Annotated in this window: 22 protein-coding genes, 4 tRNA genes and 1 pseudogene; 17 read left to right on the plus strand and 10 right to left on the minus strand. The window is 70.7% G+C overall.

From position 1 onward, the window contains the following. Positions 1 to 170: 170 nt before the first annotated feature. Both O7595_RS13290 and O7595_RS13295 read left to right on the plus strand, forming a co-directional pair. Positions 171 to 1,349, plus strand: a complete 1,179-nt coding sequence (locus O7595_RS13290; RefSeq protein WP_269732418.1) for an IS30 family transposase — start codon at positions 171 to 173, stop codon at positions 1,347 to 1,349. A 131-nt stretch (positions 1,350 to 1,480) separates the two neighbouring features. Further along, complete coding sequence (locus tag O7595_RS13295; protein WP_269728905.1) at positions 1,481 to 2,533, plus strand: adenosine deaminase; 1,053 nt, start codon at positions 1,481 to 1,483, stop codon at positions 2,531 to 2,533. A gap of 269 nt (positions 2,534 to 2,802) precedes the next feature. Here the strand turns inward: O7595_RS13295 and O7595_RS13300 are convergent, their stop codons facing one another. From O7595_RS13300 to O7595_RS13325, 6 genes are all read right to left on the minus strand, one after another. Beyond that, entirely contained in the window at positions 2,803 to 3,858 is a 1,056-nt protein-coding gene (locus O7595_RS13300) for a UDP-N-acetylmuramate dehydrogenase (protein ID WP_269728906.1), read from the minus strand. Between the two features lie 263 nt (positions 3,859 to 4,121). Further along, positions 4,122 to 4,550, minus strand: coding sequence for a MaoC family dehydratase (locus O7595_RS13305; RefSeq protein ID WP_269728907.1), 429 nt, complete (start codon positions 4,548 to 4,550; stop codon positions 4,122 to 4,124). Between the two features lie 4 nt (positions 4,551 to 4,554). Next, positions 4,555 to 5,007 (minus strand): MaoC family dehydratase N-terminal domain-containing protein, encoded by a 453-nt coding sequence (locus O7595_RS13310; protein ID WP_269728908.1) that lies wholly within the window; start codon positions 5,005 to 5,007, stop codon positions 4,555 to 4,557. A 120-nt stretch (positions 5,008 to 5,127) separates the two neighbouring features. Then, positions 5,128 to 5,292 (minus strand): 50S ribosomal protein L33, encoded by a 165-nt coding sequence (rpmG, locus tag O7595_RS13315; protein WP_003948671.1) that lies wholly within the window; start codon positions 5,290 to 5,292, stop codon positions 5,128 to 5,130. An 86-nt stretch (positions 5,293 to 5,378) separates the two neighbouring features. Further along, a tRNA-Met gene (locus tag O7595_RS13320) sits at positions 5,379 to 5,451 on the minus strand. 47 nt (positions 5,452 to 5,498) lie between these two features. After that, positions 5,499 to 5,571: transfer RNA gene (locus O7595_RS13325), tRNA-Thr, on the minus strand. Positions 5,572 to 5,859: 288 nt separating this feature from the next. Here O7595_RS13325 and O7595_RS13330 point away from each other — a divergent pair. From O7595_RS13330 to O7595_RS13340, 3 genes are all read left to right on the plus strand, one after another. Next, positions 5,860 to 7,107 carry an amidohydrolase family protein gene (locus O7595_RS13330; RefSeq protein WP_269728909.1) on the plus strand — a complete coding sequence of 416 codons (1,248 nt, stop codon included), beginning with the start codon at positions 5,860 to 5,862 and terminating at the stop codon, positions 7,105 to 7,107. 358 nt (positions 7,108 to 7,465) lie between these two features. Then, positions 7,466 to 8,122, plus strand: coding sequence for an NAD(P)H-binding protein (locus tag O7595_RS13335; RefSeq protein ID WP_269728910.1), 657 nt, complete (start codon positions 7,466 to 7,468; stop codon positions 8,120 to 8,122). A 1,110-nt stretch (positions 8,123 to 9,232) separates the two neighbouring features. After that, positions 9,233 to 9,691 carry a transglycosylase SLT domain-containing protein gene (locus O7595_RS13340; protein WP_269728911.1) on the plus strand — a complete coding sequence of 153 codons (459 nt, stop codon included), beginning with the start codon at positions 9,233 to 9,235 and terminating at the stop codon, positions 9,689 to 9,691. A 421-nt stretch (positions 9,692 to 10,112) separates the two neighbouring features. Here the strand turns inward: O7595_RS13340 and O7595_RS13345 are convergent, their stop codons facing one another. Next, positions 10,113 to 11,894, minus strand: a complete 1,782-nt coding sequence (locus tag O7595_RS13345) for an FAD-dependent monooxygenase (protein ID WP_269728912.1) — start codon at positions 11,892 to 11,894, stop codon at positions 10,113 to 10,115. A gap of 681 nt (positions 11,895 to 12,575) precedes the next feature. Between O7595_RS13345 and O7595_RS13350 the strand changes: the two genes are divergently transcribed. Together O7595_RS13350 and nadE are read left to right on the plus strand one after the other, a co-directional pair. After that, entirely contained in the window at positions 12,576 to 13,811 is a 1,236-nt protein-coding gene (locus tag O7595_RS13350) for a cation:proton antiporter (protein ID WP_269728913.1), read from the plus strand. Between the two features lie 700 nt (positions 13,812 to 14,511). After that, on the plus strand, positions 14,512 to 15,342 hold the full coding sequence (gene nadE / locus O7595_RS13355) for an ammonia-dependent NAD(+) synthetase (RefSeq protein ID WP_269728914.1): 831 nt from the start codon (positions 14,512 to 14,514) through the stop codon (positions 15,340 to 15,342). 328 nt (positions 15,343 to 15,670) lie between these two features. On the opposite strand, the gene O7595_RS13360 is transcribed toward nadE, so the two are convergent. Further along, positions 15,671 to 15,744 (minus strand) — tRNA-OTHER (locus tag O7595_RS13360). 454 nt (positions 15,745 to 16,198) lie between these two features. Here O7595_RS13360 and selD point away from each other — a divergent pair. The 6 genes and pseudogenes from selD to O7595_RS13390 all read left to right on the plus strand — a co-directional run. Next, positions 16,199 to 17,260 (plus strand): selenide, water dikinase SelD, encoded by a 1,062-nt coding sequence (gene selD / locus O7595_RS13365; RefSeq protein ID WP_269728915.1) that lies wholly within the window; start codon positions 16,199 to 16,201, stop codon positions 17,258 to 17,260. 37 nt (positions 17,261 to 17,297) lie between these two features. Further along, positions 17,298 to 18,113, plus strand: a complete 816-nt coding sequence (locus tag O7595_RS13370) for a hypothetical protein (RefSeq protein WP_269728916.1) — start codon at positions 17,298 to 17,300, stop codon at positions 18,111 to 18,113. Positions 18,114 to 18,205: 92 nt separating this feature from the next. Beyond that, positions 18,206 to 19,354 carry a hypothetical protein gene (locus O7595_RS13375; RefSeq protein ID WP_269728917.1) on the plus strand — a complete coding sequence of 383 codons (1,149 nt, stop codon included), beginning with the start codon at positions 18,206 to 18,208 and terminating at the stop codon, positions 19,352 to 19,354. Between the two features lie 23 nt (positions 19,355 to 19,377). Further along, a complete protein-coding gene (locus O7595_RS13380; RefSeq protein ID WP_269728918.1) occupies positions 19,378 to 20,163 on the plus strand; it encodes a class I SAM-dependent methyltransferase in 786 nt (261 codons plus the stop codon). A 5-nt stretch (positions 20,164 to 20,168) separates the two neighbouring features. Beyond that, the gene (locus tag O7595_RS13385) at positions 20,169 to 20,687 is read left to right on the plus strand and encodes an adenylyltransferase/cytidyltransferase family protein (protein WP_269728919.1); all 519 of its coding nucleotides are present in this window, start codon (positions 20,169 to 20,171) and stop codon (positions 20,685 to 20,687) included. Positions 20,688 to 20,765: 78 nt separating this feature from the next. Further along, positions 20,766 to 21,440, plus strand: a pseudogene (locus O7595_RS13390) (tyrosine-type recombinase/integrase); the annotation flags it as partial. Between the two features lie 158 nt (positions 21,441 to 21,598). Here the strand turns inward: O7595_RS13390 and O7595_RS13395 are convergent. Beyond that, positions 21,599 to 21,680, minus strand: a tRNA-Tyr gene (locus O7595_RS13395). Positions 21,681 to 21,870: 190 nt separating this feature from the next. On the opposite strand from O7595_RS13395, the gene O7595_RS13400 reads away from it, so the two are divergent. The 3 genes from O7595_RS13400 (at position 21,871) to O7595_RS13410 (ending at position 23,746) form a co-directional block, all read left to right on the plus strand. Then, positions 21,871 to 22,359 carry a YajQ family cyclic di-GMP-binding protein gene (locus tag O7595_RS13400; protein ID WP_138053700.1) on the plus strand — a complete coding sequence of 163 codons (489 nt, stop codon included), beginning with the start codon at positions 21,871 to 21,873 and terminating at the stop codon, positions 22,357 to 22,359. A 212-nt stretch (positions 22,360 to 22,571) separates the two neighbouring features. After that, a complete protein-coding gene (locus O7595_RS13405; RefSeq protein WP_269728920.1) occupies positions 22,572 to 23,078 on the plus strand; it encodes a methylated-DNA--[protein]-cysteine S-methyltransferase in 507 nt (168 codons plus the stop codon). Beyond that, the gene (locus O7595_RS13410) at positions 23,075 to 23,746 is read left to right on the plus strand and encodes an alpha-ketoglutarate-dependent dioxygenase AlkB family protein (RefSeq protein WP_269728921.1); all 672 of its coding nucleotides are present in this window, start codon (positions 23,075 to 23,077) and stop codon (positions 23,744 to 23,746) included. Before O7595_RS13405 ends, O7595_RS13410 begins: the two co-directional genes overlap by 4 nt. Positions 23,747 to 23,785: 39 nt before the next feature. Here O7595_RS13410 and O7595_RS13415 read toward each other — a convergent pair whose 3' ends face one another. Then, a complete protein-coding gene (locus tag O7595_RS13415; RefSeq protein ID WP_138053703.1) occupies positions 23,786 to 24,055 on the minus strand; it encodes a GlsB/YeaQ/YmgE family stress response membrane protein in 270 nt (89 codons plus the stop codon). Positions 24,056 to 24,170: 115 nt separating this feature from the next. Here O7595_RS13415 and O7595_RS13420 point away from each other — a divergent pair, with 115 nt between their 5' ends. Beyond that, positions 24,171 to 25,415 (plus strand): APC family permease, encoded by a 1,245-nt coding sequence (locus O7595_RS13420; RefSeq protein ID WP_269728922.1) that lies wholly within the window; start codon positions 24,171 to 24,173, stop codon positions 25,413 to 25,415. Positions 25,416 to 25,614 lie beyond the last annotated feature (199 nt).

Consider the following 25,614-nt stretch of genomic DNA (forward strand, 5'->3'; position numbering starts at 1 on the left):
GTTCCGTTTCCGCCGGACGACATGAGGGGCGGGCCCCGGCCGGACTTCAGTTCTAGTGGTCGTTGCAACACCCCAGTTCAAGGGGTGTCATGGACTTCGAGATCCGCAAGAACAGGAAGCCGCAGGGGCCCAAGCCGTTGCTCCGTGAGCGGGCCGCATACTTCCAGCTCATGGAGCAGGGCTACAGCACCCGGGAAGCGGCCCGGATCGTCGGCATCGACCGGCGCACGGGCAAGAAGTGGCGCAACGGTCACACGAGGGGCCGCAAGGTAGTTCCTCCGATCCATCCCGAGCACGGGCACGCGTCCGTGACTGCGGGAGATCTGGAGGCGCCGCCTTGCGGCCCTTCGCGGTATCTCCAGGAGCACGACCGCATCCACATCGCCGACCGGCTGCGGGAGAAGGCGTCGATGCGGCAGATCGCCGCCGAGCTGGGCCGCAGCCCGTCCACCATCAGCCGCGAGATACGCCGCAACCGGCGGACCATGCCCAAGGGAGGCTGGTACTACCGGCCGCACACCGCCCAGGCCCGGGCCGATGCCCGCCGACCCCGCCCCAAGACCGGCAAGATCGGCCAGAACCCCGAACTGCGGGACTTCATCCAGGACCACCTCACGATGCGGTGGAGCCCCGAGCAGATCTGCCAGGCTCTGCGGGCACGCTTCCCCGACCGGCCGGAGATGCACGTGACCCACGAGACGATCTACCAGGCCCTCTACGTCCACGGCCGCGGAGAACTCCGCCGGGAACTGACCCGCGCACTTCGCACAGGACGTGCCCGCCGGCGCCCGCACCGCCAGGCCCACAAGCGCACCTCCCGCGCCATCAAGGACATGGTCCTGATCAGCGACCGGCCCGCCGAAGCCGAAGACCGTGCCGTCCCCGGCCACTGGGAAGGCGACCTCATCATCGGCAAGGACGGACGCTCCGCCATCGGCACCCTGGTCGAACGGTCCACCCGCTACGTGATGCTCGTGCACCTGCCGACGGGCCACAGCGCCCTCGCCACCCGCAACGCGCTCGCCGCCACCGTCCAGACCCTCCCGCCGCATCTGTGGCGATCCCTGACCTGGGACCAGGGTTCGGAGATGGCCGCCCACCGGTCGTTCACCGTCGCCACCGACATCCCGGTCTACTTCTGCGACCCGGCCAGTCCCTGGCAGCGGGGCTCGAACGAGAACACGAACGGCCTGCTGCGGCAGTATTTCCCTAAGGGCACCGACCTGAGCACCCACACCCCCGAGCACCTCCAGGCCGTCGCCGCCGAACTCAACAGCCGCCCACGCAAAACGCTCGACTGGGAAACCCCAGCCGAGCGCCTCGCTAAGCTACTGGACCTAGCCAGCTGACCAGCAGGCCGGGGCCCGTTCTCCTTCCCCGGGCTCCGCCTCCCCCGCCGGGACGCGATTCTTCGTTCGGGCGAGGACTCGATCGGGGAAAGGGGCTGCCGTTCGGCCGGTGTCTGCGGCAAGATCCTGCAATGCTGTGCCCGTCAGGGGGACACCCCCCGAACCCCCCGAGAGTCCGCGATCTCAGCCTGCTGCCCAAGGCCCATCTGCATCTGCACTTCACCGGGTCGATGCGGCCCGGCACCCTGCTCGAGCTCGCCGACAAGTACGGTGTGCACCTCCCCGACGCGCTGACCGGCGGCGAACCGCCGAAGCTCCGGGCGACGGACGAGCGCGGCTGGTTCCGCTTCCAGCGGCTCTACGACATGGCGCGGTCGTGTCTGCGGGAGCCGGAGGACATCCGGAGGCTGGTTCGGGAGACGGCCCAGGAGGACGTCAGGGACGGCTCTGGCTGGCTGGAGATCCAGGTCGACCCCACCTCGTACGCCCCGATGCTGGGCGGGCTGATCCCCGCTCTGGAGATCATCCTGGACTCGGTGGACGAGGCGGCGCGGGAGACGGGGCTGGGGATGCGCGTCGTGGTCGCCGCCAATCGCATGAAGCATCCGCTGGACGCCCGCACGCTGGCGCGGCTGGCCGTGCGCTACGCCGACCGCGGGGTGGTCGGGTTCGGACTCTCCAACGACGAGCGGCGCGGTATGGCCAGGGACTTCGACCGCGCGTTCGCGATCGCCCGCGACGGCGGCCTGCTGGCGGCACCGCACGGCGGCGAACTGACCGGCCCGTCGTCCGTGCGGGACTGCCTGGACGACCTCCACGCCTCCCGGATCGGCCACGGCGTCCGCGCGGCCGAGGACCCGCGGCTGCTGCGCAAGCTCGCGGAGCGCGGTGTGACCTGCGAGGTCTGCCCCGCGTCGAACGTGGCCCTCGGGGTGTACGAGAAGCCCGAGGACGTACCCCTGCGGACGCTGTGGGACGCGGGTGTGCCGATGGCCCTGGGCGCGGACGACCCCCTGCTCTTCGGGTCGCGGCTGGCGGCCCAGTACGAGATCGCCCGTCGCCATCACGGCTTCACCGACGAGGAGCTGGCCGAGCTGGCCCGCCAGTCGGTCCGCGCCTCGGCCGCTCCGCAGCACGTGCGGGACGATCTGCTGGGCGGGATCGACGAGTGGCTGAAGGACTGATCCGGCGGTCCCGCCGCGCTCGGCCCGCGCTCGGCCCGCGCGAGGTCGGGCCGGGGCCGAACCCGGGCGTCCTTGAACCCTTGTGCGGGACCCCCTCCCGGTCCGCCCGCCCGGCACGCGTGCACTCACCGCGTGGCCGCGGTCGCCCGGGGTGCGTCCTGGTGCGTCCGGTACGAGGACGTCCGGATGCTCCGGCCCCGCGACGGAACGCACCGGACGGACGCGCGCCCCGCCCCGCGGGCGGACGGCGCCGGTCCTCGAGCCCGGCCTCAGAGGCCGACGCCGACCGTCACCGGCTCGTTGACGAGGGTGACCCCGAAAGCGTCGCGGACTCCGGCGACCACCTCGCGAGCGAGCGCGAGGAGGTCCTCGGTGGTGGCCTCGCCGCGGTTGGTGAGGGCCAGGGTGTGCTTGGTGGAGATCCGGGCGGGGCCGCTGCCGTAGCCCTTGGTGAAGCCGGCCTTGTCGATGAGCCAGGCGGCGGAGGTCTTGGTGTGCCCGTCACCGGCCGGGTAGGCGGGCGGGGTGACGTCCTCGCCGAGCCGCTCCCGGACCCGGCCGAGGAAGGTCTCGTACTCGGCCGTCGTCAGGATCGGGTTGGTGAAGAAGGAGCCGGCCGACCAGGTGTCGTGGTCGTCCGGGTCCAGGACCATGCCCTTGCCGGCGCGCAGCCTCAGGACCGCCTCGCGGGCCGCCGCCAGCGGTACACGTTCGCCCGGCTCCACCCCGAGCACCCGCGCGGTCTCCGCGTACCTGATGGGCGCGGACAGGCCCCCCGCGTCCTCCAGCCGGAACCGGACGCGCAGCACCACGTGGCGTTCGGGGTCGCCCTTGAAGCGGCTGTGGCGGTAGGAGAAGCCGCAGTCGGCGTTCGGCACGGTGACGGTCCGGCCGCTGCGGCGGTCGTAGGCGACGACCTCGGTGATGGTGCTGGACACCTCCTGCCCGTACGCCCCGACGTTCTGGATCGGGGTGGCGCCGGCCGAGCCGGGGATGCCGGAGAGGCATTCCAGTCCGGCCAGTCCGGCCTCGACGGTGCGGGCCACGGCGTCGGTCCACGTCTCGCCCGCCGCGAGTTCCAGCTCCCCGCCCTCCAGACGGAAGCCGGTGGTGGCGATGCGCAGCGCCGTGCCGTCGAACCCCTTGTCCCCGATCACCAGGTTGCTGCCGCCGCCGATGAGGAGCAGCGGGGTCCCGGCGGCGTCCGCCTCTCGGACGGCGGCGATCACCTCGTCGTCGGTGGTCGCCGTGACGAGACGGGTGGCCGGACCACCCAGGCGGAAGGTGGTCAGCGGGGCGAGAGGCGCGTCATGGAGTTCCAGCACGGGGACAAGGGTACGGTCCGGGCCGCTCCGGTCAGGGAGCGGCCGGGGCCGTGGACGGCGGGTCGTGCTGCGGCCCGTCAGGACGCTTCCCCGCGGGGCGGGACCCGCCCGGCCCGGAATGTGTCCGGGCCCACTCCGGTGCGGGGAGTCCGGCAGCCCGGCCGCCCGGGGCCCGTTCCCACGGCCCGGGGCCGAGCCGTGGGAAGCGTGGAGGACCTGTGCTCCTAGCGGTGGCTCCGGAGCCCGGGGCCGATCGGAGCGCCTCAGGCGAGGCGGACGACCGCCCGGGACATCCCGAGCACCTTCTGCCCCGCCGAGACCGCGGTCAGATCGACGCGCACCCGGTTGTCGTCCAGCTTGGCCGCGACCTTGCCGCTGACCTCGATGACCGCGCCCCGGTCGTCGTTCGGCACGACCACCGGCTTGGTGAAGCGGACCCCGTACTCGACGACCGCGGCCGGGTCGCCCGCCCAGTCGGTCACCACGCGCGCCGCCTCGGCCATCGTGAACATGCCGTGCGCGATCACGTCGGGCAGCCCGACCTCCTTGGCGAACTTCTCGTTCCAGTGGATGGGGTTGAAGTCCCCGGACGCACCGGCGTAGCGGACCAGCGTCGCCCGGGTCACCGGGAAGGTCTGCGCGGGCAGCTCGGTGCCGACCTCGACGTCCTCGTACGCGATCTTCGCCGCCATCGGGTCAGCCCTCCTCGGCGGCACGCGCCACCAGCTTGGTCCAGGCGGTGACGACGTGCTCTCCGGCCTCGTCGTGCACCTCGCCACGGATGTCCAGGATGTCGTTGCCCGCGAGCGACTTGATCGCCTCGATCGTGGAGGTGACCGTCAACCGGTCCCCCGCCCGCACCGGCCGGCTGTACGCGAACTTCTGGTCCCCGTGCACCACACGGCTGTAGTCCAGGCCGAGCTGCGGATCCTCGACGACCTGTCCCGCCGCCTTGAACGTGATGGCGAACACGAAGGTCGGCGGGGCGACCACGTCCGAGTGGCCGAGCCGCTCGGCGGCCTCGGGGTCCGTGTAGGCGGGATTGGCGTCACCGACGGCCTCCGCGAACTCCCGGATCTTCTCCCGGCCGACCTCGTACGGCGCGGTGGGCGGATAGGTCCGCCCGACGAAGGACTGGTCGAGCGCCATGGACTCGCTACCTCCTGGTTTCCGTTCCTGGCGGGTGCCACCGGAACACTCGCCGGTAACCCCGTGACAAACGACGCGAGGCCGCCCCCGAGTGGGGACGGCCTCGCATTCGAGCCTGATTCAGCGCGTCTCGCGGTGCGCGGTGTGCGCGTTGCAGCGCGGGCAGTGCTTCTTCATCTCAAGACGGTCCGGGTTGTTGCGCCGGTTCTTCTTGGTGATGTAGTTCCGCTCCTTGCACTCCACGCAGGCCAGCGTGATCTTCGGGCGGACGTCGGTGGCAGCCACGTGAGTGCTCCTTGGACGGATGGACGGATTGAACGCAGAAAAGAGTAGCCGATCGAAGGACCGACCCCACAATCGGCTACCGTGTGTAGCGGTGACCGGACTTGAACCGGTGACACAGCGATTATGAGCCGCTTGCTCTACCGACTGAGCTACACCGCTTCGGCGCCGGATCCCCTCGCCCGAGGGCGAGGATCATCCAACACCAGAGCCCCAATACGGAATCGAACCGTAGACCTTCTCCTTACCATGGAGACGCTCTGCCGACTGAGCTATTGGGGCGAGCGATGAAGACATTACACGGTCGGTCGCCGATCGCCCAAATCCGTTTACGGGCCACGTTGGCCGCCTTCGTCGCGTACCGGCGGAGCCCCCTCCCGGCCACCTCACGGGACACCGCCGGCCCCGCCGCCACGCCCGTCCCCGTACGCCACTCGTGGTCACACCGGTACGACTATTGCGCTCCTCCTCGATGCGCGGTCGGGGCGCCCCTAGGCTCGGCACACGCCGGGTGATCTTGATCGTCCCGCAGGCCGCCCCCAGGCCACTCCCCCGCCCGTCAGGAGCGCGATGCCCGACAGCCAGGCGCAGCCGCCCGGCGGCGCCACCGCAGACAGCACCACACTGCTCCTGTGCGGCGCCCGGCTCACCGACGGCCGCACGGTCGACGTGCGGCTGAGCGGCGCGCGCATCGAGGCCGTCGGCACCGCCGGCAGTCTCAGCGCCGCGCCGAAGACGTACTCCGCACGTGTGGACCTCGGTGGCTATCTGCTGCTGCCCGCGCCCGCCGAGCCGCACGCCCACGCCGACACCGCCCTGACCGCGCTCGCGCCGGAGGGGCCCGTGTCGTACGCCGCGGAGGACGTGCAACGGCGCGCCACCGAGGCGGCACTGCTCCAGCTCGGGCACGGGGCGACGGCGCTGCGGTCGCACGTGCGGATCGGCGACGTGCAGGGACTCGGCCCGCTCGAGGCCGTACTGGAGGCGCGGCGGGCGCTGCGCGGCCTGGCCGAGGTGACCACCGTGGCCGTGCCCCGGCTGCTCACCGGCGTGGCGGGCGCGGACGGCCTCGCGATGCTGCGGGACGCGCTGAAGACGGGCGCGTCCGTGGTGGGCGGCAGCCCGGACGCCGATCCGGATCCGACGGGGTACACGGAGGCCGTGCTGGAGGCCGCCGCGGAGCACGGCTGCCCCGTCGACCTCCACACCGACGGCGACGACCCGGCCCGGCTGGCCCGGCTGGCCGCGATGGCCGGGGGCCTGCGCCCCGGCGTGTCCATCGGCCCGTGCGCCGGTCTGGCCCGGCTGCCCGCCGACGTGGCGTCCCGGACGGCCGACCAGCTGGCGGCCGCCGGGGTCACGGTCGTCTGTCTGCCGCAGGGCGGCTGCGCGGGCTCCGAACTGCGCGGCGTCGCCCCCGTACGGCTGTTGCGGGCGGCGGGAGTGCCCGTCGCGGCGGGCAGCGGGGCGATGCGGGACGTGACGAACCCCGTGGGCCGCGGCGACCCGCTGGAGGCGGCCTTCCTGCTCGCCTCCCAGGGCGGGCTGCGGGTCCCGGACGCCTACGACGCGGTCAGCTCGGCGGCGCGGGCCGCGATGGGACTGTCGGAGGTGCGGGTGGAGGCCGGCTTCCCCGCCGAGCTCCTCGCGGTCCGGGGCGAACGCCTCGCGGGCGTCCTCTCGCTGGCGTACAGCCGGATCGTCATCCACCGCGGCCGAGTGGTCGCCCGGACCAGCGCGGTACGGGAGTACTGCGACTCCGCCGCGGCGGTGGCGCTGGAACTGCCACGGCAGGGGCGGCCCGACCCGAGGCCGTGAGACGTACCGGGCCGGGCCGGGCCGTGGCGGTCCGGTCCGGGCACCACGCCGACCGCCGGTTTCGGGGCTGCCCGGGCCGTGCGGTCCGGCCAGCCCGGCCCCGGGCGGTGGCCCCGGTACGGGTCGGTGCGGTCGACGGTGCCGGGGCCGATGGGTGGGCCCGGACGCGCCGGGTGAGGGGCCCCGAGCGTCCCGGCGGCCGGCGGCGCCGCCGGGACGGATGGACGCCGTGATCCGCGCCCAGACAGACGGTCACCGGGGGCGTGGACGGACACCGGCACCCGGCGGTGGCCGGAAATGGCCCCGGGTCCAGAACCGTCGCGAGCGTCCGGCGTGGGACGGGCGTACGGTCGGGAGCATGCGCACAGTCATCGCAGGAGGACACGGCCAGATCGCGCTGCGCCTGGCGCGGCTGCTCGCGGCGGGCGGGAACGAGCCGGTGGGCGTCATCCGGAAACCCGAGCACGGTGACGACCTGCGGGAGGCCGGTGCGGAACCGTGCCTGCTGGACCTGGAGTCCGCCTCGGTCGAGGAGGTCGCCGCGGTGCTCCAGGGCGCGGACGCAGCGGTTTTCGCGGCGGGCGCCGGGCCGGGAAGCGGCGCCGAGCGGAAGAGGACGGTGGACCGGGACGCCGCGGTCCTCTTCGCCGACGCGGCCGAACGGGCCCGTGTGCGGCGGCACATCGTCATCTCTTCCATGGGCGCCGACCCCGAGCACCGGGGCGACGAGGTGTTCGACGAGTACCTGCGGATGAAGGGCGAGGCGGACGCCTACGTCAGGGGGAAGGAGAACCTGGACTGGACGATCCTGCGCCCCGGAATGCTGACGAACGACGCCGGAACCGGGCTGGTCCGGCTGGAGGCCCACACCGGGCGCGGACCGATCCCCCGGGACGACGTGGCCGCGGTGATCGCGGAACTGCTGGAGACCTCGGCGACGGCGGGGCTGGTCCTCGACCTGATCGGCGGAAACGTCCCGGTCGCGGTCGCCGTGAAGGCGGTCGCCGGCAACTGACCGCCGGGGCCCGGCCGATGCCGCGGGGCACTGCTCGGCCCGGCCGGGCACGGACGGTGCGCGGTGGGCACGCGCAAGGGGCGGGGCACCGCGGGGCGGGCGCGGGGCCGGGCGGGACGCGTCAGGACCGGACGGCGGGGCGGGACGGCTGCGGGCAGGACCTCGGCGGAGAGTTCGGGCGGGCGGGGCACCCACAGCACGGAAGGGCCCCGACCGACCGATGAATTCCGGCCACGACCGCGGTCTGCGCCGCCATCCGTGAAACCGCAGGCGGCACCAGACCGTCGTGGAGCGGCCGGGCGGACCTCCTACGTGGCCGTCAGGCGTTCCGTCCGCATGGGCGGCTTCGCCGTCATCGTCGAACGCCCGCCGAGGTCTTCGGCCCGCCGATCTCGCACGGCCCCCGCAGGGCCCCCTCCCTTCCGCTCCCCACGGTCGACACGAACGGCCGCGTCGGACGTCGAGACGGGCCCCGTCGTCTCCGGGCCGGCCGCGAGTCGAACCGGAGATGAACGAGTGTGACGTCGAACCGTCCTTCCGCCTCGCCGCCCGGTCATGCGGGACGCGGCACGCCGCCTCGCGTGTCCGCCGCCTCGCGCGTGCCGCAACCCGGAGCACATGCCGCAATCCGGAGCACATGCCTCGGCGCGGTGGCGTCGCGTCCGCCCTTCCGTCTGACGCACTGAATCACCACCGCACACGACCCGATCAGCTATGCGCCACGGCCGGGTGTTCTTCGTTCACCTGATCTACCGTCATCAGCCGCTCGAAAAAAGCGCGTTGCACCCCGGAAGCCCGAACGCCCCCTTGATCGGGCTCCCCACCCCACGACAATTCCCGCAGCATCCCCCCGACGGCGGGAATTGTTGTGTACACACCTAGTGCTGGAGGACCCGACACCCCCTCCCGCCTCATCCCGAACTGCCACGTGACGGGAAGCACATCCCGCTTTACCCCCTATTTATTCCCCTTGTGGCGCCAATCACAGAATTTCCTCTTGTCGTCACCCGCCTCCACTCGGATGCTGAAAACCCCGGCGGAAATCCCCATTCCCGATTAACCGCCTTGCATGGGATCAGAACCCCAAGATTCATGTGAAAGGGCGGCGTCATGCAGCTTTCCCCGCTCCCCCGTCGAGCAACGTCCAAGATCGCCAAGTACCTCGTGGGCGGCGTCGCCGCCGCCGCGGTCGTCACCGGCGTGACCACGGCAGTCGCTCCGGCCGAGGCCTCCGCGGCCCCCGCCAGCGCGCACCGGATCGACGGCTGGATCAAGCACTCCCTCCTGGTCATGAAGGCCAAGGGAATTCCCGGCAGCTACGACGGGATCCACCGCAACCTGATGCGCGAATCGAGCGGCGATCTCTACGCGATCAACCTCTGGGATTCGAATGCAAAGAAGGGCATTCCGTCCAAGGGGCTCATGCAGGTCATTGACCCCACATTTCGGACATACCACGTAGACGGCACCTCGTGGGACATTTATGACCCGATTGCGAATATTACGGCGGCGTGCAATTACGCGGCGAAGCGCTACGGGTCCATCGACAACGTGAACGGCCCCTACTGATCCGCGTCCCGGCGGACTCCGCTTCGCCGGGTCCGAGCAGCGCCGGGGTGTGTCCACGGCCCCGCCGGGGGCCACGGACACGTTCCGTCCGCGGGGCGACCACCCCGACCACGGCGGAGCCCCGACAGGGCTTCTCGCAGCCACGGCCCGGCGGCCGGCCGCTACCCGGACGCGCCCTGATCCGCACCTGGGTTCCCGCCCCTCCGGTCCCGGCTCCGGCTCCGGGACCGCCGCACCACCGATCCCGGTCGATGCGTGTCGATGCGTGTCGATGCGTACGGCCAGGGCGCTCAACCCCGTGTCGAGGGCGCCTGCGCGCGGGCCTGGCCGTCCGACCCCACGACCTCGGTGCCGGTCGGCACGGCACCGTGGACGGCGCGGACGATCACGACGTCAACGTCGCGCCGACGTCGAGGGCCCGCTACAGCCGGAAGACCCGCGCCAGCTCCTCGGACAGCGCGGCGACCGTGCCGGGAACCGTCAGCGGCGCCACACGCGCGCCCAGATGGCCGTCCGGCCGTACGAGGAAGGCCGTGGGGCCCGTCGTGCGGTAGCCGCGCGCGAACTCGCCCCGGCTGTCGAGGAAGGCCGGCAGGTGCCGGCCGTCCGCGTCCGTGACGTAGCCCACGGTCTCCGTGGCATCCCCGGCGCCGGTGCCCGTCGCCACGGCCCCGGACGCCTCACCCGTGGCCGGGCTCGTACCTGTCTCCGTACCCGTTCCCGTACCGCCGTCCGTTCCCGTGCCCGGGGCGAGCAGCACCAGGGCCGTCGCCTGCCCGTCCGTCAGATGACGGATTGCGGCGGCGATCGCACCGCACGCGTGGAGCGCGGCGGCCGAGTCGGCGTGGAGCAGGAGCACATGGCCGCGGTCGCGGAGCAGGTCGTACAACCGCAGGGGGACGGCGGCGACACCGCCGGTGAGACCGCCGCAGTCGGGCGCCCGGTCGCCGGGGCCCGGACCGTCCACTCCCGGCGTGCCCGGGCCCACGACGGGGCTGTCCGGGTAGGCGACGAGCAGCTGGGCCTCGCGCAGCATGACGGTCGTGAAGTCGTCGTGGTCGGCCTGGACGCCTTCTGCGGCGTGCCGGACCGTGCGTCCCACGACCTCCTCACCGACGGGTCGGCGCTCGGAGTCGTAGCTGTCCAGGAGGCGCGGATGCGCGGCGCCCCGCACCGTGAGAGCCAGTTTCCACGCGAGGTTGCAGGCGTCCTGGATACCGGTGTTCATGCCCTGGGCGCCGGTGGGCGGATGGATGTGCGCTGCGTCACCGGCGATGAAGACCCGGCCGTCCGCGTACTTGTTCACCAGGCGGTGGCTGATGCGGAAGACGGAGGACCAGCGCATGGCCGACGCCGTGGTGGGTTCCGGGGACAGCCGGTCGAGGACGGCCTGGATGTGCTCGACGCCGGGTACCCGTCGCCCGGTCTCCAGCCCGTGTGCGACCTCGTCCCCCGGGCCCGCGTCCCCCACGGGCTGCCGTGCGGCGGAGAGTTCGGGCGGGACCAGCATGGACACGCGGTAGCGGCCGCGGCCCGGCAGCGGGATGCAGACGAGCAGGTCGTCGACGGACCCGTCGTCGCCGTGGTGCATGGCGCGGACGCCGTAGCCCGGTGGCAGGCTCCAGTCGACCTCCACGTCCGCGAGCATGTACTCCTCGGGGAAGGCGGCGCCCTCGAAAGTGAGTCCGAGCGTCTTGCGGACGACGCTGTGCGCCCCGTCGCAGCCGACGAGGAAGTGCGACCGGACCTCCTCCTCCCGGCCGTCGACGGTGACGATCCGGCTGAGGACCCCGTCCGTGTCCTGCTTGAACGAGACCAGCTCCGTGCCGCGCTCGATCCGTGTGCCGAACCGGGCGAGGTGGTCCTCGATGACGCGCTCGGTCTCGTACTGCGGCAGTGCGGCGAAGCCGTAGGGGACCTCCGGCGGGAGCCGGAAGTCGATACGCCCCTGCTCGGCACCGTCGGCGTACAGCAGCTGGCCGCGCATCGGCACGGCGGCGTCCAGGGCGTCGTGGACCATGCCCATCCGGTCCCAGATCTCCAGGGTCCGGGGCTGGATCCCCACGGCCTTGGCGTACGGGAGCCGGGCCGGGAGTCTGTCGACGACACGGCAGTCCGCTCCGTGGCGCCGCAGCTCCGCGGCCGCGGTGAGTCCGACGGGTCCGGCCCCCACGATCAGTACATCGGTGTCCACCACTGGCATCTCCCACCGAGAGTCCCCGGCTGCGCTGTCCCTCCATGGTCGGCCGATGAGCCCGGTCCGGCGACTCGGATCCGTCGTCCCCGCCGGTGGAAGGCATGTCGCGGGTCGCGAGTGCCGGGGCCACCGGGCGCGAGTACCGGCCGAGGTCGCGGACGCCGGGGCCGCCGGGGCCGCCGGACGCGAGTGCCGGCCGGACGACGGCGGGTGTTGGGCGCTGCGTCCCACGTCCACGTGCGCCGGACCCGGGCGCTCCTCCCCGGCGCAGCCGTTGCGCGAGCTCCTGGGCCCCCAAATCCGGGTCAGGGGTTGGGGGGTGGGCAGGGGGCCGTTCGGCGCGGCGGATGCTCGGCGTCCAGGCGGGTAGCGAGTGCCGGCTCGACCGGCGGCACGGTCCGGCACCGTGGGCCCGGGGGCCGGGGGCCGCACCCATCGGACTCCTTTCGGACCGCCGTCCTCAATTTCCCCTCCATGGAAACGACTTCACACCGAAGCGCGCACGAGCCTCGTTGTGGAACCGCCGAATACACCCAAGCATGAGGACGACTCTCCGCCTTGCGACGCACCGCGTCCGACGCCGCGCGCTGGTCCCCCAGGGATTGCGGGACAGCCCTTAAGCTCGGTTGCCGAGCCGGCGATGCGAAGAGAAGAGATACGAAGAGAAGAACGGAACTCGGGGGCTGCATGCTTGCCGTCACGGTCATCGCGGGAATTCTCTTCGTCTGGTCGCTGCTGGCGTTCAGGCTTTCGCGCTGGAGTATCACCGCGCCCATCGCGATGATGGCGGCGGGCACCGCCCTGACCGCGGGCTCGAACCCCCCGCTGCATTTCGAACTCGAGACGAACGTCTTCGAACACGCGGTGGAAGTCATCCTGGCCCTGCTGCTGTTCGTCGACGCCATCGAGGTGCCCGGCAGGATCCTGGGCCGCGAGAAGGGCATCGTCCTCCGTCTGCTGGGCGGCGGGCTGCCGTTGACGCTCTGCGCCGCGTTCCTGAGCGGCCTCCTCCTCTTCCCGGGCCAGTCCGGATGGCTGCTCGCGGTGCTGGCGACCGTCGTCGTCCCACTGGACCTCGCCCCCACCGCGTCCGTCGTCCGCGACCCGCGGATCCCCGCGCGGCTGCGCGAGGTCCTCAACGTCGAGGGCGGTCTCAACGACGGCATCGTCTCGCCGGTGTTCCTCCTCTGCATCGCGGTGGCCGTCGAATCGCACGATGTGCACGCCGACTACGGCGACGCGCTGCTGACGGCGGTCGAGGCGGCCGGCTGGGCGCTCGCCACCGGACTCGCCGTCGGCTGGACGAGCGGCTGGCTTCTGCGCAAGTCGTGGTCACGGGGGTGGACGCAGACGTCGGCGATGCGACTGGGCGTGCTCGCCGTCCCGTTGGTGGCGTACACCTTCTCCAGCGCCGTGGGCGGGAACGGGTTCGTCGCGTCCTTCATCGCCGGCGTCGTCTTCGGCCCGGCGGTCCGGGAACTCCCGGAGACCGCAGTGGAGCTGACCGACGACATCGTCACCCTCATGAGCCTCGCGCTGTGGTTCATCTTCGGGCAGATCGTCAACAACGCGTTCTGGCCCGGCTTCCAGGCCTCGGTCGTCCTCTACGCGCTGCTCGCCGTCACCCTGGTCCGCATGCTTCCCGTGCTCCTGGTACTCACGGGGGCGGGGGTGAGCCGGGCCGACAAGCTCTTCCTGGGCTGGATGGGGCCGAGAGGTGTGACGTCCATCGTCTTCGGCTCCCTGGCGGTCATCGAACTCCCGGACGCCAGTGCCGACTTCGTCTCCCGGGTCATGGTGATCACCGTGATGCTCAGCATCGTGCTCCACGGACTGAGCGCCGAGCCGATCGCCCGCTTCTACGCCCTGCGGCGGACCGGGCCACCCCGGCCGGCCGCTCCGGCTGCCGACGCCGGCCCCTGATCTCCGGCGGGCGGGACGCCGGCCCGGGGCCCCGACCGACGACGCGGGCCCGGTCCCGGGAAGCGGCGCGGGCACGGGCCCGGGGAAGCGGCGCGGGCACGGCGTCGACGGCCGCCCGCACGGGTACGGCCCCCGGCCCGAGCCTGCCCGGCAGGACGACGGGGCCAGGTTCTTCCCGTGCGGACCGGACCGCGGGCCGTAGGGACCGCCGCGCCGGAAGAGCGTCCGGGCGCGCAGCACGGACAGTCGTCGTCGAGCGCGGCGTACCTCACCCACGGGCCGGGCTTGTGGGCGATCTCCCGCCATCGCACCAGCGCCCGGTGCGCATCACCGGCCCGGAAACGGCTCCGCTCGATCCGGGCGGTCACGGCAAGCGCCCTGCCCGGGAGCCCGGGAATCACCCGCCGTCCCACGCCCGTGGGACGCGCGGCAGGTCCTGTCTGACCTGCGGGGAGCCCTACGCGGCATCGGCCTTCCGTACGTCGGTCATGCGGCCGATCGTGCACGACCGCGCGCCACCCGCGCAGCGCCTCTTCGTGCCACCTCTCGTCCGTTCCACCCTTCGGGATCCGTGGACGGTCCTTCACCTTGCGGTCCGAGGCTCCGTACGGCCGTGGCCGTACGGGCTCCGGTCCCCCCGAGAGCCCTCGGTAGGGTGGGCGCCACAGCAGCGGACCGTGAACCGGAGCAAGGAGCAGATGTGAGCGAGTCGGCGTCCATCGCCCTGCAGCAGGAGATCGCCCGGGAGCTCCAGGTCGCCGAGACCTTCGAGGCCGAGCGCGAGATCGAGCGACGGGTGGCCTTCCTCGCCGAGCGTCTGACCTCCACCGGTCTGCGCTCGCTCGTGCTCGGCATCAGCGGCGGCGTGGACTCCACCACCACGGGCCGGCTGTGCCAGCTCGCCGTGGAGCGGACCCGGGCGGCCGGCCACGAGGCGCGGTTCTACGCGATGCGGCTGCCGTACGGGGTCCAGGCCGACGAGCACGACGCCCAGCTCGCGCTCTCCTTCATCCGGGCCGACCATGTGCTGACCGTGGACGTCAAGCCCGCGAGCGACGCAGCGCTCGCGGCACTGCCGACCGGGGAGGTGGGCTTCCGCGACGCCCACCACCAGGACTTCGTGCACGGCAACATCAAGGCCCGGCAGCGCATGATCGCCCAGTACGCGGTGGCGGGCGCGCACGACGGCCTGGTCGTCGGCACCGACCACGCCGCCGAGGCGGTCTCCGGCTTCTTCACCAAGTTCGGCGACGGAGCCGCCGACCTGGTCCCGCTGACCGGTCTGACCAAACGCCGGGTGCGCGCCGTGGCGGACGCGCTGGGTGCGCCGGCCGAGCTGGTGTGGAAGACGCCGACGGCCGACCTGGAGACCCTCGACCCGGGCAAGGCCGACGAGGACGCGCTCGGGGTCACGTACGACGACATCGACGACTTCCTGGAAGGCAAGCCGGTGGACGGACGAGCCTTCGAGACGATCGTCCGCCGCTACCGCGCCACCGACCACAAGCGCGCACTGCCCGTCGCCCCCTGAGACCGGTCCTCCCCGGGCTGCTAGGCACTCCGCGGGCGGAGCCCGGAACGCTGCGAGGGACAGCGCGGGATCGGTCCGACCATGACTGGGGTGTCGGTCAGACCGCGATGACGGCCGCGCCCTCGACGACGCAGCCTCCAATGCGGTGTGGGCCTCGGCGACATCGGCAAGAGTGAAGTGCGCGGGGGCGAGCAGCGGTTCGGGCTTCCCGGCGTCGGCGAGTGGGGCCGTCTCACGCATGATCTCGATGCGAGCGCCGCCCGTCCGTGACACGCACGACAACGGCCCCCGATGTGCGTTTCCGCAGATCAGGGGCCGTTCCATCGCGTGGCGGCGCCAGGATTCGAACCTGGGTAGGCTAAGCCGACGGATTTACAGTCCGTGCGACCAGTACAACCCGACCAGCGCTTGAGCGTGCATGTGGCAACCCCACCCCACATCAGCCCCACTGGCAGCCATCACCGGACCCGTGTCGGTGGCCACCCGAAGCCAGACGCGCTCTAGAAGCCTGCCCCGCTCAGGTACGTCTACCGAGCCCCCGCCGTCACGACTTCCTCGCCTTCACCAAGGCATAAGGGCACAGCCGCACGGGCCCACCCCCCGCTGGTCCCTGTCGGACGCGGCAATGCGGCGGTACATGGCGTCGCCCGGAACCTTGAATCCGAGGAACTGCTGGAGAATCTCTGGCGCTAGATCGCGGTTGCCAGGATGTGACAGCCCGTGGAGAAGATCACGAATGGAGCAACTCCCTCTCTTTGGTGAGAACTTACGTCGGGGAGGTCGCCCCTGTGTCATCCTGTCCCAGCCAGATCACAGGCCGTGAGGGTCCGGGACCGGGTGGGGGGCGGGGAGAGTTGTGACCGAAGCAAGACCGATCGACCTACTGGGGCTTTCTCCTGCGGCAGGGTGTGGCTGCAAGGTTCCCCTGCAGAGGCTGAGCGGATTCATGGCCGCTGTGGACGAGATGGTGGGGACGCTCAATGCCACGCATCGTGTGCATACCGACGGCCGGTCCCGGGATGACGCAGCGCTGTACGAAATCACGCCCGACCAGTTGCTGGCCGTCACCGTGGATTTCGGGACGCCAGTCTCTCCGGATGCTGCCACCTGGGGTCGTGTCGCGGCGCTTAACGCCCTCTCTGACATTTTCGCCATGGGAGCGAAACCGATTCTCGCCCTGAGTGTTCTCGGTTGGCCCGATGACATCGGCAAAGCGCCCATGCTGGCACTTACCCGGGCTGCAGTCGAGGCGCTTTCTCAAGCCTCGGCAGTGCTACTCGGGGGGCACACGATCATCTCTCCCACGCCGCTGTTCGGACTCGCCGTCGTCGGGACTGCGAAACTCGGCGGTGTAATGCTGATCCGCAACGCCCAACCTGGGCATCTGCTCATTCTCACAAAACCGCTTGGTACCGGAATCGTGCTGGCCGCGGTGAAAGCAGGAGTGGTCGGCCCGGAAGCGGCCTCGGCAGCCGAAGCGGTCATGAAGTCGTCGAACCAGATGTCCGCCGAACTGGCAGTATCGGCCGGTGTGCGCGCCGCCACCGATGTCACCGGATACGGCCTCGTCGGGCATCTGCACAACATGCTCAGCGCATCGGGGTGCGCGGCTGAGATCGATGCGAAGCGCGTCCCCACGCTGCCCTCAGCCGACCGACTGCTGGAGGAGCACGGTGTCGTACCAAACAGCGCGGAGCGCACCTACTTCGAACTCGAAGAGGAGATCGATTGGGGGCGGACGCCGTTGTCTGTGCGTTTCCTTCTAAGTGACCCGCAGACCTCCGGAGGGCTCCTGCTTGCCGCGGCGCCGGACGTTGCCGAGCGTTTCCTCACCGCCTGCGCGAAGGAGCGACAGTTCGCGGCGGTCATCGGCTCAGTGACGGCGGGACGGCCCGGAGCCGTCCGCGTTAGGGCATAGAAATGACCTATGCAGCAATCACGGAGGCTAACCTCACATGAACGTAGGGGCTCCTCGCCGGATACTCGTCATTGCCGCAGTGGCGGGTCTGCTCGTGTTCACGGCTGGCGTCGCCGTTTCGGTTACCACCAAGGGAATGGTATGGACCATCGTTTCCGTGACACTCCAGTCACTTGGCTCCGCCGTACTTTTTCCCATCCTAGTTTCCTTCGCGTACGACAAGCTGAGGGAGCGGTGGCTCGGGGACGAGGTGTGGCGCCTCTTCAACGAGTTGTCCGACGCTGGCATCACCCGGGTCTACAAGGACCGAGAATTCAATACGAATGCGGACAACGCGCAGACGCGACTCTCCGAGGAATTCCTATCGCATCAAAGCGGTGAGATATATATCATGGGGCCGACTCTGCGCGTTTTCTTTAACCCGCTGGGCCCATTCTACCGAGACATCGAACGGATGCTGCGGAACGCGAACGGTGCTGTCCGAATGCAGGCGTTGATCGAGCGTTCCGACAGTCCGGCAGTGCGGGACAGGACATCGATCGAAGAGCCCAATCTGGCTCCGGGACAGAAGCCCCAGACCGAGCGGGACGCGGACTCCACGATCGCGACCGTGCTGAATGTCTGCTCCACCACGGGGTCCTACATCACACTTCGCCGATTCATGCCAGCCCCGTATTGCACCGTCGTAATCTTTCCCAATATCGCATTCTTCTCGCCCAACATCCTCGCACCGGAAGCACCGGTGAGACTGCCGATGATTCTCTTTCGTTCGGGTTCCCATGGCTACCGCATGCTGAAGGCTTCATTCAACTACTTGTGGGACCACGCCGAGACTATCCAAGCCGTTCCCTAGGACGTGATGTGGAAGCGACAGGACAGCGGATCACTGGACGTTATGCGTCCCTCGCCGTTGACGGACCACCGGCGGAGGCCGCCAGGGACCTGGTGAACCTGGTCAACGTCCAAGGCGCAGGAGAGATCGCGATCACACCGGCATCGAAGCGGAGCCAGGTGAGTGAGGCACTCGAACGGCTTGATCCCACTGGCAGTTGGCGTGCCTGGTGGCATCGGGCGGCGGGTGAACCCGTTGAACTGACCGACGGAAAGCCTTCCCGGCTACTGCCCACACCCGTGCACGGCTTCCGCCCGTTCGAGGGAGAAGCAGATGCGGCTCCTCAGCTCGGGATCAACATCGGCGGCCACTATCTGCGGCTGGTCCGCATCCACTGCGGCGAGGTCGTCGACAGCCGGGAGAAGCGACTGGGCTCAGGACGGCAGTCCTCGCTGTTCGGCATCTCGCTCCGGGCGTTCGTTGAGATGCTGACCGGTGACGAACTCGCCCACGGTATCCGAGGCGTGGGCATCGCCTGGTCGGCGCCCCGCACGCGAGTCGGCCTGCGCTCCATGTCGATCCTTACGGAAGGCGGCGGTGAAGTCGTCGGCCTCCTAGACACGGGCGAGCTCGACTCCGTGCTGACCAAGGCACTTGGCTGCCCAGTCCACAGCTGGAACGATGGAGAGGCCGTCGCGGCTGCGGAGGCCCTTGCTCGACCCGGCGGACCGGATCGCCCGCTGCTCGTCCTCAAACTCGGTACGTCGTTCGCCTCTGGGCTAGCCCTGGGGGCGCATGAGGTGTCGGCTCTGCCGATGCAACTGTCGAAGTGCCTGCCCAGGACAGTGCCACCCGAGCGTTTCGCCCATCCCATGGTCGGACTCCACGGCACGGCACGCGATGCCCTCGGGGCCGCCTGCGTGTCGGAGACCTTCAGACTGCTCACCGGCCGGTCGCGGGCGGACTTCGAGGACTACTGCCTGGCGGCCGTGCAGGGTGATTCTGTGGCCACGCGGCTGGCGCGCTCGGCGGCTCGCATCGTCGCGGAGACGGCTCACTTCGTGAGTTGTCTCTGGTCGCCGGTCGATCTGGTGCTAAGCGGCAGGAGTCTCCGGCAACTGCCCTACCGTCAAAAGTTCACAGAACTCGTGCGGCACGAACTCGCCCTGCTTCCATCCGGCATCACTCTTCTCGACCCGGCCGGCGACGTCAACCTGTCGGCTGCACTGGGCGCGGCAGCCCTCTCACGAGCCCACACCTGAGCCCGACTGAAAGAGAGAGACATATGGACAGCCTGCAGGACGCCATCCGGGTAATTGAGCAGGACCAGATGGATCCCGGCGTTCTCGGCAGAGATGTCGTGGTGGCGGCAGTTGACGAGGTCGTCCGAGGGACCGCGGCGGCGTACACGAAGCAGAGCGCGTCTTACGAGCAGGCACGCGAGGCCGCGCCCTGGAAGTGGGACGAGTACCTGACCGCGACCCTGCTGGAGCGGGTGCGTTCGAGGATCGCCGACGGCAGTCTGCCCCTGGGCGGAGCCACACGGTGGCGGATGCTCGACGTGGGTGCAGGCTACGGGCGGGATGTGCTGCGCTTCGCCGAGGAGCCTGACATTGAACCCGTCGCTCTGGAGAACGCCGGCGGGTTCGTACGGTATCTGCGTCGTGCCCAGGACGAGGGGCGCATCGGTCCGGACGGCGTGATGGTTACGGACATGCGTGACCTCAGTGTCATCGAGGACGGCCGCTTTCACTGCATTCGCGTCCACGCCACCCTCCACCATCTACCCCTGGTGTCGCATGGTCTAGGAGCGGACGCGGCCGTGGCCGGGTTCCGGCGCGTCCTCGCTCCCGGCGGAGTGCTGTATGTGCTCGTTAAGTCCGGCACGGGCGTGAATGTCATCGACACAGGGGAAGGGCTCGGCGGAAGGTTCTTCCAGCTGTTCACGTCGGCTTCCTTGAGGCAGCTGCTGGAACGACATTCCTTTTCCGTCGTCCAGATGGAGGAAGCCGTCGAACCGCGGTCATCCGGCAATGTGGACTGGCTGTTCGCCCTGGCCGTGGCGGAATAGGGGGCATGGTGGCGGAGGTCGCCGTCATCGGACGCTTCCAGCCCTTTCACTGGGGCCACTTCGAGTACGTGACGGAGGCCGCTCGACACCACCACCGGCTCGCCGTGGGCATCACCAACCCGTCACCGGAGCGCACCCGGCACACAGGAGTCGACCCGAACCGCTCCACCGGGGAGGCTAATCCCTTCACCTTCGAGCAGAGGTCCGCCATGGTTTCGACCAGTCTGGCGCGTCTAGCTCCCCATCTGCGTCCACGTATCGTTCCGTGCGACCTGCGGTCGCCCGCCACACTGCGGTCCTCCCTCGGTGATTGTGACGTCGTAGCGCTCACCGTCTACGACGCCTGGGGGCGTGAGAAGCAGGCTCTGGCCGAGGCTGCCGGATACGAGGTCCTGGTGCTCTGGCAGAGAACGGAAAAACTCGTAACCGGGACGGAGGTACGCCGTCGCTGGCGCATGGCCCTCCCCTGGGACCATCTGGTGCCCTCCGGCACGGCGGAGCTGATCTGTTCGCTGAGGGGCTGACCTGCCATGTGCCTCGTATGCAGGCCGCAGGCCGTGCGAGGCCCACGTCGGGCAGAGACCACGGCCTGGACGCGGGCGCAGGTCGACCCCGGCTGTGTCGTGAACCCTCGACAGGCACGCACGCTGCTGGAAGCGGTCGCCATGCAGGGCGCCCGTGGTAAGCACCTGAAGGCGTTCTTCGGGTGTCTGTACCACGCGGGCCTACGCCCGGCAGAGGCTGTCTGGCTGCGTCTTGAGAACTGTGAGTTGCCCGCATCGGGGTGGGGGACGCTACACCTGGACGGCTCCCGTCCGCGCGTCGGTCGCGGGTGGACCGACTCCGGCGAGCGGCACGACAAGCGGGGCCTGAAATGGCGCCCGGAACGGGAGGTCCGGCACGTGCCCATTCCGCCCCACTTCACCACCATGCTCCGCGAGCACATCCAATCGCACGGCATAGCGCCCGATGGACGACTCTTCCGCACGTCACGCGGCGGACTCGTGCAAGAGAGCGGCTACGGCGAGGTCTGGGCCCGCACACGCAAGAAGGCACTGACCCCGCAGCAGCACGCGTCCCCGCTCGCCGCGCGGCCATATGATCTACGCCACGCGTGCGTCTCACTGTGGTTGAACTCCGGGGTCGACCCGGTGGAGATCGCGCGGAGAGCCGGCCACTCAGTGGCTGTTCTTCTAAAGGTCTACGCGAATTGCCTGGACGACGCCACGGCTATGGCGAATGCCCGCATCGACGAGGCGTTGCAGCGCTGGAAATGACCCGGGCTGCCCCACAGATGCCCCACACGCACTAGTCAGCACGCGAGTCAGGGTGAGACAAGTTGGGGCACTCCCCTGCAGATCGCCCCACGATCACTCCGGAAACCGAAAGGGTCTGTGACTCGCATTTCTGCTGGTCACAGACCCTTTCAACCATGTGGCGGCGCCAGGATTCGAACCTGGGTAGGCTAAGCCGACGGATTTACAGTCCGCTCCCATTGGCCACTCGGGCACACCGCCATGGGATGTCGCTCCGGAGCCGCTTTCGCGCGGCGTTCCGTGGCAACGACGTAAACGATACCTGATCCCCAGGGGTGCTCCGCCACCGGATTGATCAGCGCCTCCGGCGGGTGCGGGTGGCTAGGCTTTGCCGTGGCGGTCCGGGCATCCGGCCGTGCGTCTACCCACCCGATACAAGGAGCCACAGGACATGGCCGACTCCAGTTTCGACATCGTCTCGAAGGTCGAGCGGCAGGAGGTCGACAACGCCCTCAACCAGGCCGCCAAGGAGATCTCGCAGCGCTACGACTTCAAGGGCACCGGCGCGACCATCGAGTGGTCCGGCGAGAAGATCCTGATGCAGGCGAGCGGCGAGGAGCGGGTCAAGGCGATCCTCGACATCTTCCAGTCCAAGCTGATCAAGCGGGGAATCTCGCTGAAGGCGCTGGAGGCGGGGGAGCCCCAGCTCTCCGGCAAGGAGTACAAGATCTTCGCGTCGATCCAGGAGGGCATCTCCCAGGAGAACGCGAAGAAGGTCGCCAAGGCCATCCGCGACGAGGGCCCGAAGGGCGTCAAGGCGCAGGTGCAGGGCGACGAGCTGAGGGTCAGCTCGAAGAGCCGCGACGACCTGCAGGCGGTCATCGCGCTGCTGAAGGGGAAGGACTTCGACTTCGCCCTTCAGTTCGTGAACTACCGCTGAGCCGTGACCGCCGCTGAGCCGTCCGGCCGCGCGGAGGCAGGCGCTCGGGGGTGGTGCGGCGCGGCCGCACCACCCCCGCCTCGCGTCCTGGAGCGGGCCGGAGCGCTCAGGGGCCGACGTCCGAATACCACCGGCGCGGGCGGCCCACCACGCCGCAGACTCGTGGACGCGGGACCGCGGAAGGACGCCCCCACGGCGGAGAGGAAAGAGCCATGACGGTGTACGCGACGGTCGACAGCCCGCTCGGTGAGCTGCTGCTGGTCGGCGAGGAGTCCGCGACCGCCGTCGGCGGGACCGCGCTCGTCTCGCTGTCGCTGCCCGGGCAGAAGGGTTCGGCGGAGGTACGGGACGGCCGACGGCCCGCGCCGGAGGAGTTCGAGGAGATCATCGCGCAGCTCCGGGCCTACTTCGCCGGGGAGCTGACGTCCTTCTCGATCGAGTTCGCGCGGGACGCGGGCACGGACTTCCAGCGGCGCGTCTGGCAGGCGGTGGAGGAGATTCCCTACGGGCGGACGGCGACCTACGGCCAGATCGCCGAGCGGGTCGGCGCCGCGGGGCCCGGAGTGCGGGCGGTGGGGACGGCCATCGGCCGCAATCCGCTGCTGATCGTGCGGCCGTGCCACCGGGTGATCGGCGCCGACGGCGCACTGCGCGGTTACGCGGGCGGCCTGCCGAGCAAGGCGCGGCTCCTCGGACTGGAGGGCGCGCTGGTGCCGTGAGCGAGGGACTCTTCCCGCGGGAGCGGGCCGAGCCGGCGCCGGGAGCCGTGCACGTTCCCGGCTGGCTGTCGACCGCCCGGCAGCGCGAACTCGTCGTGGTGTGCCGGGAGTGGGCGCGCGGGCCGGTCCCGATCCGGCACACCAGGCTGCCGACGGGCGGGGTGATGTCCGTGCGGACGGTCTGCGTCGGGTGGCACTGGCAGCCGTACCGGTACGCCCGGACCGCCGACGACGTGAACGGCGCCCGGGTCGCCGGCTTCCCCGACTGGCTTGCGGAGTTGGGACGCGAGGCGCTGGCCGCCGCGTACGGCGACAGCGGGGTGGGCGACGGGAGCGGCAGGGCGTACGCGCCGGACACCGCGCTCGTCAATTTCTACGACGGCGCCGCCAGGATGGGCATGCACCAGGACAAGGACGAGCGGTCCTGCGCCCCGGTGGTGTCGCTCAGCATCGGCGACACATGCGTCTTCCGCTTCGGGAACACCGCGAACCGCGGTCGGCCGTACACGGACGTCGAGTTGGCGTCCGGCGACCTGTTCGTCTTCGGTGGGCCGTCCCGCTTCGCCCACCACGGGGTGCCCAGGGTCCGTCCGGGCACGGCCGATCCCGCGCTGGGTCTGGCCGGCCGGCTGAACATCACCCTGCGCGAGACCGGCCTCCGGGACTGAGCGCGCCGGGTCGGCCGGGAGAGCGCCGGGTCGGCTCCGCTAGCGCGACCGCGAATGGCCGAAGAGGATGCGGTAGGCGATGAGCAGGACGAGCGCGCCGCCGATGGCGGAGACCCAGGTGGCACCGTCGTAGAAGTCCTTGGTGATCGGACGGTCCAGGAAGCGGGACGATATCCAACCGCCCACGAAGGCGCCTGCGACACCGATGAGGGTGGTGCCGATCAGTCCGCCCGGGTCGCGTCCCGGCAGCAGGATCTTGGCGATGATCCCGGCGAGCAGACCGAGGACGATCCAGCTGATGATGCCCATGCCATGACCTGCCTTTCCTCGTGCGCGTCCCCGGACTCCTGCCCGTCACGCGCTGCTGTCATGTCAGACGCCGGCGGTGCGGAGCGCGGTTGCGGCCGTGAGTAGGGTGCGGTGCATGCCACAGGAACTGCGCAGGTCGCTGGGCGTGTTCGACGCTGTTGTCATCGGGCTGGGCTCGATGATCGGCGCCGGTGTCTTCGTCGCGCCGGCGCCCGCGGCCGCGGCCGTCGGCACCGGGCCGCTGCTGCTCCTGGCGCTGGGACTGGCCGCGGTCGTGGCGTACTGCAACGCCACCGCGTCGGCCCGGCTCGCGGCCCGCTACCCGGCGTCGGGCGGGACGTATGTGTACGGGAGGGAACGGCTTGGCCCGTTCTGGGGCTATCTCGCGGGCTGGGGCTTCGTCGTCGGGAAGACCGCCTCGTGCGCGGCGATGGCACTGACCGTGGGTGCGTACCTCTGGCCCGAGCAGGCGCACGCCGTCGCGGTGGCCGCTGTCGTGGCGCTGACGGCGGTCAACTACGGCGGCGTGCAGAAGTCCGCCCGGCTGACCCGGGCGATCGTGGCCGTCGTGCTGGCGGTCCTGGCGGCGGTGGCCGTCGCCGTCCTCTTCTCTCCGTCGGCGGACCCCGGCCGTCTGCTGTCGGGTGGCCCCGGCGGTGGGGTGGGCGGTGTGCTGCAGGCTGCCGGACTGCTGTTCTTCGCGTTCGCCGGGTACGCGCGGATCGCCACGCTCGGCGAGGAGGTGCGGGATCCGGCCCGGACGATCCCCAGGGCGATCCCGCTGGCCCTGGGGATCTCCCTGGGTGTGTACGTGATCGTGGCCTGTGCGGTCCTCTCCGTGCTGGGCGCGGACGGACTCGGCCGGGCGACGGCTCCCCTGGCCGACGCCGTCCGGGCGGCCGGGGCGGACCCGCTGGTCCCCGTCGTACGGGTCGGGGCGGCGGTGGCCGCGCTCGGATCGTTGCTGGCGCTGATCCTCGGTGTCTCCCGGACGACGCTGGCGATGGCCCGGGACGGCCGTCTGCCGCGCGCCCTCGGGGCCGTCCACCCCCGCTTCCGGGTGCCGCACCACGCCGAGCTCGCGGTGGGGTCGGTGGTGGCCGTGGTGGCTGCGACGGCGGACGTGCGGGGCGCGATCGGCTTCTCGTCGTTCGGCGTGCTGGTGTACTACGCCATCGCCAACGCCTCGGCGTGGACACTCGGTCCCCGGGGAAGGGCCCTCACCGTCGTCGGGCTGGCGGGCTGTCTGGTACTGGCTCTCGCACTGCCGTTGGCGTCGGTCGTGGCGGGCGCGGCAGTGCTGGCGGCGGGGGCGGTGGCGTACGCGGTACGGGGGCGGGTCGGCGGAGATCGGCCTTGACGCCCTCGGTCCCGAGGAAGTCGACGACCTCGTGGTCGGACGGCGGATCCGCGAGCCGGGGCGCGTCACGCCGGGACGGCGGCCCGAAGCACGGGGGCGGACGAGGGTGAGCGGCCCCTGCGCGCCGCAGCGCTTCCGGCTCTCAGGGCCGAGACGGGCGGGCCGGGGGCGGGCCCTTCGGGCTCCGTCCGGGCGTGCG

Source organism: Streptomyces sp. WMMC940 (assembly GCF_027460265.1).
GTDB lineage: Bacteria > Actinomycetota > Actinomycetes > Streptomycetales > Streptomycetaceae > Streptomyces.

Coding starts and splice junctions, on each gene's coding strand:
- O7595_RS13290 (WP_269732418.1), top strand. CDS start 171: ATGGAGCAGGGCTACAGCACCCGGGAAGCGGCCCGGATCGTCGGCATC.
- O7595_RS13295 (WP_269728905.1), top strand. CDS start 1,481: ATGCTGTGCCCGTCAGGGGGACACCCCCCGAACCCCCCGAGAGTCCGC.
- O7595_RS13305 (WP_269728907.1), bottom strand. CDS start 4,550: ATGGCGGCGAAGATCGCGTACGAGGACGTCGAGGTCGGCACCGAGCTG.
- O7595_RS13310 (WP_269728908.1), bottom strand. CDS start 5,007: ATGGCGCTCGACCAGTCCTTCGTCGGGCGGACCTATCCGCCCACCGCG.
- O7595_RS13330 (WP_269728909.1), top strand. CDS start 5,860: ATGCCCGACAGCCAGGCGCAGCCGCCCGGCGGCGCCACCGCAGACAGC.
- O7595_RS13335 (WP_269728910.1), top strand. CDS start 7,466: ATGCGCACAGTCATCGCAGGAGGACACGGCCAGATCGCGCTGCGCCTG.
- O7595_RS13340 (WP_269728911.1), top strand. CDS start 9,233: ATGCAGCTTTCCCCGCTCCCCCGTCGAGCAACGTCCAAGATCGCCAAG.
- O7595_RS13345 (WP_269728912.1), bottom strand. CDS start 11,894: ATGCCAGTGGTGGACACCGATGTACTGATCGTGGGGGCCGGACCCGTC.
- O7595_RS13350 (WP_269728913.1), top strand. CDS start 12,576: ATGCTTGCCGTCACGGTCATCGCGGGAATTCTCTTCGTCTGGTCGCTG.
- O7595_RS13370 (WP_269728916.1), top strand. CDS start 17,298: ATGAACGTAGGGGCTCCTCGCCGGATACTCGTCATTGCCGCAGTGGCG.
- O7595_RS13380 (WP_269728918.1), top strand. CDS start 19,378: ATGGACAGCCTGCAGGACGCCATCCGGGTAATTGAGCAGGACCAGATG.
- O7595_RS13385 (WP_269728919.1), top strand. CDS start 20,169: ATGGTGGCGGAGGTCGCCGTCATCGGACGCTTCCAGCCCTTTCACTGG.
- O7595_RS13400 (WP_138053700.1), top strand. CDS start 21,871: ATGGCCGACTCCAGTTTCGACATCGTCTCGAAGGTCGAGCGGCAGGAG.
- O7595_RS13405 (WP_269728920.1), top strand. CDS start 22,572: ATGACGGTGTACGCGACGGTCGACAGCCCGCTCGGTGAGCTGCTGCTG.
- O7595_RS13415 (WP_138053703.1), bottom strand. CDS start 24,055: ATGGGCATCATCAGCTGGATCGTCCTCGGTCTGCTCGCCGGGATCATC.
- O7595_RS13420 (WP_269728922.1), top strand. CDS start 24,171: ATGCCACAGGAACTGCGCAGGTCGCTGGGCGTGTTCGACGCTGTTGTC.